Consider the following 6,000-nt stretch of genomic DNA (forward strand, 5'->3'; position numbering starts at 1 on the left):
AGTGAGCGGTCAATGACGTTGTGCAGCATGTGTCGCGCGACGCGGGAAGGATGAGCACGTTTGAATTGTGTCCCAGAGTACAAGGGTTCACAAATGAGAGAGTGGCGGCACGCGCCAAGTTGTTGAACGAAAAGGGGTAATCGGAGGGGGTAGACGTTAAGAATGTTCCTGAGACCTCTCAGTAAGTGAAAGTTTTCCTTTAACTCGTGTTCTAAATGTATAACGATTTATAACGTTTGTGGCGAAGAGGTTGGTGCGTCGGTACGGTGGGGTGACGTGATGGCGCTCAGCTTGAATGTGGCGACCACAGCGCACATGCTTGGTGCGCGGGAAGCTGGCTAGGCCTCCCACTGTCGCCGACATTACGTAGTATTCGGCACACTCGGGCCGTGAGGGTCACCACTGTTAGGACAGTATTTACTTTAGGAAGGAACAAAGTAATGGGTATTTTTGACAAGGCGAAGGATGCTCTGAACTCCGATAAGGGCGAGCAGATTTCGGATAGCGCACTGGATAAGGGGGCAGACCTTGCTAAGGGCAAGCTGGGCGAGGATAAGGCGGATAAGATTGACTCCGCTCGCGGCCAGCTCGATGAGCGCATTGGTAACCAGGGTGCTGAGGCTCCCCAGGAGGATGAGCAGAAGTAAAGCGACTGTCGCACCTGGAGCCGGACCGCATCGAGGTTTCAGCGTTGCGCGACACGTAGCTTGAACGCTCAGGGGTCCCGTCCGCATAGCGGGCGGGACTGTATAAGTTTTACAGCAATGTATACTTTGAATTTGGGGTGACGGGGGTGGGTTGTCTTGCAGCTCGGGCGAAAGCTTAAGAAAACCTGTGTATATTCCTATCTTCTGTTTATGGACCTAAAAGCGATCGTTTCCTAGGTAAGCTGAATTCTGTGATTACTTCAGTAGGTGTGGAACAGGGCAACCAACCCTCGCGCCAGCTCCTTATTGAGCAGGCCGGTCGGGTTATTGCCAAAGCTGGCATTGATGAGGTGCGCCTCCGGGAGGTGGCCGATCAAGTGGATGTTCCGCTAGCGGAAGCCCAAGAGCTCTTTGCCTCTGAAGCTGAGCTTGTACAGGAAACCAAGCACGCCCTAAACGAGGCGCTGACCTCAGTCGTTGATCTGCATCTCCAGCGTTTGCCTGAGAATGCGACGGCTGTGGATAAGCTTCGCGCCACGGCGCTGGCGTATTTCTCCTTCGCGGTGGAGGATCCCTCTGCCTTTGCGGCATTTTCTGCGGTTCATGCAACTCCTCGGGTCGGCGTTACCGCAGAGGACTTTGTTGGTCCTGATGGGGATGTCGAAAAATGCCCTATTATGCAGATTGTTTTTGAGTTGACCGAGGAGGCTATCAAAGAATCTGGCGGAGTGGATCCCGATGTTAATGGAACCTTGCTGTCGGCGCTGTCGATTTTTTCCCACCTACACGGCGTGACGCAACTTGCAGCTGAAGGAATCCTGCGTTACCTGTCGCCGGCGGCGAAGAAGCAGACATTTGGCGCTGTTATGGACACGCTGAGCGTAGGCCTCTACCCATTCTTCAGGGGAGAGCGCGTCGAGCGCACTATTCCTTATGGCTTGGTGGGAGAGCAGCCAGAGGCGTTGGTAGCGAAGGCCAAGGATTACCCACGGGGAACCGAGGATGAACAGCGTACGGCGTTACTGCGAGGTGCTACTGAGGAGGCGCTGGACCACGGCGTTACCGGCCTTCATATCGGTGGTGCTGCGAAGCGGGCGGGCCTTAGTGTGCAGGAAGCTGAGCACCTGATTGAAAGCGATCAAGAGCTGGCCAGCTTTCTTGAACGGTATTTGGACAAGGTCAACTATGAGTTCATTTTCCGGCAGGTAGCTGCGCTTCCGGAAGACGCTAAAGCAATCTCCAAGATTAAGGCCACCGGGTACGGCTACGTCTCGCATGCGCTGGCTGATCCGAAGGGCTTTGAAGCTCTTATCAAGATCGCGTCTGGGCCGATTGTTCCGATGTCTTTCGAGGACGACTTCTTGCCGAACGCGAACAAAGCGGTTGAGCTCCAACGTGACTTTAGCGAATTTGGGCGGGCTTTTGGCTTCATTATGTCTCTCGTACGTGAGGCAATTGATGAAGTCGACGGGCCGCGCACACCGTGGGTTCTTTTCACCTTGGTGATTTCCGTGTGGGCGGGCGCTCATGGTCTAGCCGTGCTGAGTACCAAGGGTCCCTTGCGTGGGTGTGATTCAGACTATATTTTCGAGATTCTCACTCACTATATGGATATTGAATTTGGTGGCATCATGCGCAGTCTTAGTGGCACGACTGACTAATGCAGCAACGTGACTGAGGATTGCCCCTTAGCGCGTCATCGTCGCCATTCCTCCACTCGCTTTCTTAATGTGAAAGCGGGTGGTTCTTTCTATTGGCGCCTGGGGAGGGCCGGTGTGTCGGTGGCTAAAACTCGGCGTCCTTCCGGAAGTTGCCCGTTGTTTGTGGGGGTAAGAAAATCGTATTGCCAACGATGTTGACGCTGTGAACTGCACCGATGCGGAGCTGGGGGGTTTCCAAACGGGGGTAGTGGATAGTTACTTAAATGTAGAAAGTATATTTTGAGAGTTGTATGGTGGCCACGTCCGAATCTTTACCACATGGCCCGTTGGCCTAAGTGGATACTCATTGAACCATAAGAAAGAGTTAACATGCGCTCCCTACGTTCTCGCATTGTGGCCACTGCAGTGGCGGTAGCCACCTTTTCTTCCGTTGTCGTTGCCCCACAGGCTCTTGCCGTTGAAGAGCCGAGCGATACGTCCTTCGTCCAGGAGCAGTCTGGCACTGACACCGTCGACGTCAATGGCACCACTTTCGACGATGATGGCAACCTGATTGATTCAAACAACGCTGGCGACAACATCATTGAGGAGTTGGACCGTGAATCCCGGGGCAACGACTTTGGCTTCTACGGGGCGGAAAACGGCAAGCCAACGACACTTGATGAGCTGAAAACCGCCGAGGCATCGACGGCTGACGCCACTATCAAGGTCGTGGAGAAGAACGGCAAATTGGTGTGTGAGATCACCGATGTCCCAGGCAAAGAAGGCGAGATTCTCGAGCGCAAGCTGGACCTTGCATGGGCCTTCTACGACGGTGGAAACAAGCTGCTCCAGACCGTGTGGGAAGTAATCCCAGTCGTCGGTGAACTTGTGCCTTCTGACTTCATCAAGAAGATTGGCGCAAGCTCTTGGAAGGGAATTGCCAAACTTGTTCGTGATGGTGAGGCCGAAAAGGACGTCACCTGGGATCTCGCACGCGCGCAAGGTATGGCCATCGCCAAGATTGATAACGCTGATGCAGAGGTGGATCTAAAGAATCCAGATGCCGCCAAGAAGACCGTTTCTGGTCTCATCAAATTCGCTGATGGTGCTTTTGGCAGTGGTGTAGCCACCGTTCTGAAGATCTTCAATGCCGCTGTCACCATCGCAGGTCTCTTCCCAGGCGCCAGCGCAGCCAAGGATTTGAAGTTGACCGAGACCCAGCGAAAGGAAATTGAGTCTACTCTCTCAGGTATTTCGGCTTCTGCCTCCGCGCTCGCAGAAATCAATGCACCAGCTGGCCAAAAGTGTGCGGATATGCTCAATGGCAAGAAGGTAAGCAACGACAAGCCCGCTTCTCCTTCGACGTCTAAGACCACTGAGCCAACCGAGACGACCGAGCCGTCTGAGACGCCTACGACGACGACCGAACCCTCGACTTCTACCACCGACGGCGCTGACGGGAAGGACGGCAAAGACGGTCAAGACGGAAAGGACGTCGATTCCTCCTCCATGGCTGGCTACACATTCCTCGCAGCTATCCTCGGTGGCGGTCTCGTCGTTTCTATTCTGGGCGCGATGGATTACCTCTACCTCTTGGGCTACCTGCCCAAGGAGGGGATCCCGTGGCGTGTTAACAGCTAAGCCCCCATTGGACGCTGAGTCCGGACACAAGAACCGGTCTCAGCAGGGAGCGGGCTGGATGCCGCGGAGGACGTTTTCTAAAGCTCGCCCTCGTTGCGTAAGTGCCGTAGCTGATTCTCCGTAAAAGTTCGCTCCGCTAGGGATTCGCCGGCACCGTCCTGCAAGTGCACAACGACACTGAGCCCGAGCTCCTGCAGGTCCTCGACGTCTTCACGGTACAAAAGCAAAAGGGCTAGTCAGACGAAATCTGACCAGCCCAAATTTTGTCGGACTAACAGGATTTGAACCTGCGACCCCTACACCCCCAGTGTAGTGCGCTACCAAACTGCGCCATAGTCCGCCGCCGCACCATTTGGTGCAACTGCTACAGATTACACCAAGGGTATTCACCACAACAAATCCCAGTCCACCCTCTGTTTTAGCGGCAGTTAAAACTCTCCGGTGGAATAGACCCACTGCCCGTTTTGGCGGTGGAAAGAGGAGCGTTCCCGCTGCGACCCCTGTGCGGCGCCCTTGTAGAAGGCTTCGAACTCAACGATGCCGGTATCGTCCAAGGGGCCGCCACCGACGGTGTCGATAATGTCGAGGCGGTAGAAGCGGATGCCGGTTTCGGCGAGGTCGAGACGTTCCGGGCGGGTTTCGGGGTCCCAGGTGCGCAGCAAATAATCCTCGTCGCCGGTGACGAAAGCGCTGAAACGCGAGCGCATCAGGGTCTCCGCTGAGGGGGCGGGTGTGCCGGCATGGTAGCGCGAGCAGCACTCGCCGAAGCTTAGGCCGGTACCGCAGGGGCAGCGGGCGGCAGGGTCAAGTGGGTTAAGAACAACCATGGGCGGCTTATTCTGCAGTGGTTGCCACGGTGGTGGCGATGTCCACAGCGAGGAGGGAATCGATGGTGGTGGAAGCGGCGGCGTCGGCAAGCGCGCGTTGTTGATCGGCACTCAGAAAGCCAGGAAGCGTTACCGTACGTGTGAAACAAGATTCGGATTCTTGGCTAACCCTGACAGATACTGCTTCGAGCACCTTCGCGTCGATTTTCTGCGCCTTGCCCGCTTCTTTGATGGCCTGAGTGCTTGCCGTAGCCACGGCGGACATAAGAAGGCCTTCCGCGGTGAATCCTTGGCCTTTGCCGCCGTTCTTTTTCGTGCGGTCCGCGCTCACCGATCGGTCATTGTGGCGCACGACGACGCCCATCCTGGTTCCAACTGCCGGGATTGCAAGCGCTGAGTCCTCAGCAACGGGGGTGGGAATGCTCTCCGGAACAATAAACTGCTCCGCCCAAGCCCCGATGAGGTCGGCGGCACGGGCTGCCGCGCCCTGCTTAGTCACTAGGTGATCGGCCTTATCCAAGGCGACGAGGGACTTGGGATAGCGCGTGGTCCGGAAAATATTTTGCGCGTTATCAATGCCCACCGTTTGATCAATGGGGGAATGCAGCACCATGAGGGGCTTGCGCAGGCGCGGAAGATAGTCCTCCGGGTTGGTCTCAGCAAGGTCTTCGAGGAAGAGGCGCGAAATGGTCAGCGCCCGTCCACCAAGGGTGACCTCGACTTCACCGTTGGCGTCGACCTCGCCGATCTTGTCGGCGTAGTGCAGCACGGAGTGTGCAGGATCGAAGGGGGCGCCGATGGTGGCCACGGCCTTGAGGGAGCGAATGTTGTTGGCCGCGGCCAGAGCGGCAGCCCCGCCCAGTGAATGGCCCATGAGTAGCTGCGGTGCGGAATAGTTCTGTGCTAGCCAGTCGGCAGCAGCCTGGATATCGGCAACATTCTGGCTAAAGCAGGTGTCCGCGAAATCACCCTCGGATTGGCCCAGGCCAGGAAAATCAAAGCGCAAGGTGGCGATGCCAAAGTTCGTCAGCTGCTTGCTCACGCGGGCAGCGCCCGGGGTATGGCGCGAGCCGGCAAAGCAGTGCGCGAAGATGGCGAAGGCTTGCGGAGGGGAGTCAGGGAAGTCGATGGTTCCGGCCATCGCGGTACCGGTGCTGGAGGGGAGCGACACGTTCACGGATTGCATGCCCACAAGGATATAAGGGCGAACGCACGCCTGCGAACCGGGGTTGACTAGAGTCG

At 56.5% G+C, this 6,000-nt stretch carries 6 protein-coding genes and 1 tRNA gene; 3 read left to right on the forward strand and 4 right to left on the reverse strand.

Translation table 11 applies throughout. The features are described 5' to 3' along the window. Positions 1 to 440: 440 nt before the first annotated feature. From RDN59_RS06085 to RDN59_RS06095, 3 genes are all read left to right on the forward strand, one after another. A complete protein-coding gene (locus tag RDN59_RS06085) occupies positions 441 to 647 on the forward strand; it encodes an antitoxin (protein WP_308607067.1) in 207 nt (68 codons plus the stop codon). 251 nt (positions 648 to 898) lie between these two features. Further along, a complete protein-coding gene (locus RDN59_RS06090; RefSeq protein WP_308607068.1) occupies positions 899 to 2,308 on the forward strand; it encodes a WHG domain-containing protein in 1,410 nt (469 codons plus the stop codon). 369 nt (positions 2,309 to 2,677) lie between these two features. After that, positions 2,678 to 3,931, forward strand: coding sequence for a hypothetical protein (locus tag RDN59_RS06095; RefSeq protein WP_308607069.1), 1,254 nt, complete (start codon positions 2,678 to 2,680; stop codon positions 3,929 to 3,931). A gap of 77 nt (positions 3,932 to 4,008) precedes the next feature. Here RDN59_RS06095 and RDN59_RS06100 read toward each other — a convergent pair whose 3' ends face one another. The 4 genes from RDN59_RS06100 to RDN59_RS06115 form a co-directional block, all read right to left on the reverse strand. Next, positions 4,009 to 4,158, reverse strand: coding sequence for a hypothetical protein (locus tag RDN59_RS06100; RefSeq protein ID WP_308607070.1), 150 nt, complete (start codon positions 4,156 to 4,158; stop codon positions 4,009 to 4,011). 39 nt (positions 4,159 to 4,197) lie between these two features. Continuing rightward, positions 4,198 to 4,271 (reverse strand) — tRNA-Pro (locus RDN59_RS06105). A gap of 88 nt (positions 4,272 to 4,359) precedes the next feature. Then, a complete protein-coding gene (locus RDN59_RS06110) occupies positions 4,360 to 4,758 on the reverse strand; it encodes a YchJ family protein (protein WP_308607071.1) in 399 nt (132 codons plus the stop codon). Positions 4,759 to 4,765: 7 nt separating this feature from the next. After that, positions 4,766 to 5,944, reverse strand: a complete 1,179-nt coding sequence (locus RDN59_RS06115) for an alpha/beta fold hydrolase (protein WP_210401787.1) — start codon at positions 5,942 to 5,944, stop codon at positions 4,766 to 4,768. Positions 5,945 to 6,000: the final 56 nt, after the last annotated feature.

It is taken from the genome of uncultured Corynebacterium sp. (assembly GCF_902489365.1).
GTDB lineage: Bacteria > Actinomycetota > Actinomycetes > Mycobacteriales > Mycobacteriaceae > Corynebacterium.

What these genes read in the sequence shown, in the direction of transcription:
- RDN59_RS06095 (WP_308607069.1), top strand. Translation starts at nt 2,678, where the DNA reads ATGCGCTCCCTACGTTCTCGCATTGTGGCCACTGCAGTGGCGGTAGCC.
- RDN59_RS06115 (WP_210401787.1), bottom strand. Translation starts at nt 5,944, where the DNA reads ATGCAATCCGTGAACGTGTCGCTCCCCTCCAGCACCGGTACCGCGATG.
- RDN59_RS06085 (WP_308607067.1), top strand. Translation starts at nt 441, where the DNA reads ATGGGTATTTTTGACAAGGCGAAGGATGCTCTGAACTCCGATAAGGGC.
- RDN59_RS06110 (WP_308607071.1), bottom strand. Translation starts at nt 4,758, where the DNA reads ATGGTTGTTCTTAACCCACTTGACCCTGCCGCCCGCTGCCCCTGCGGT.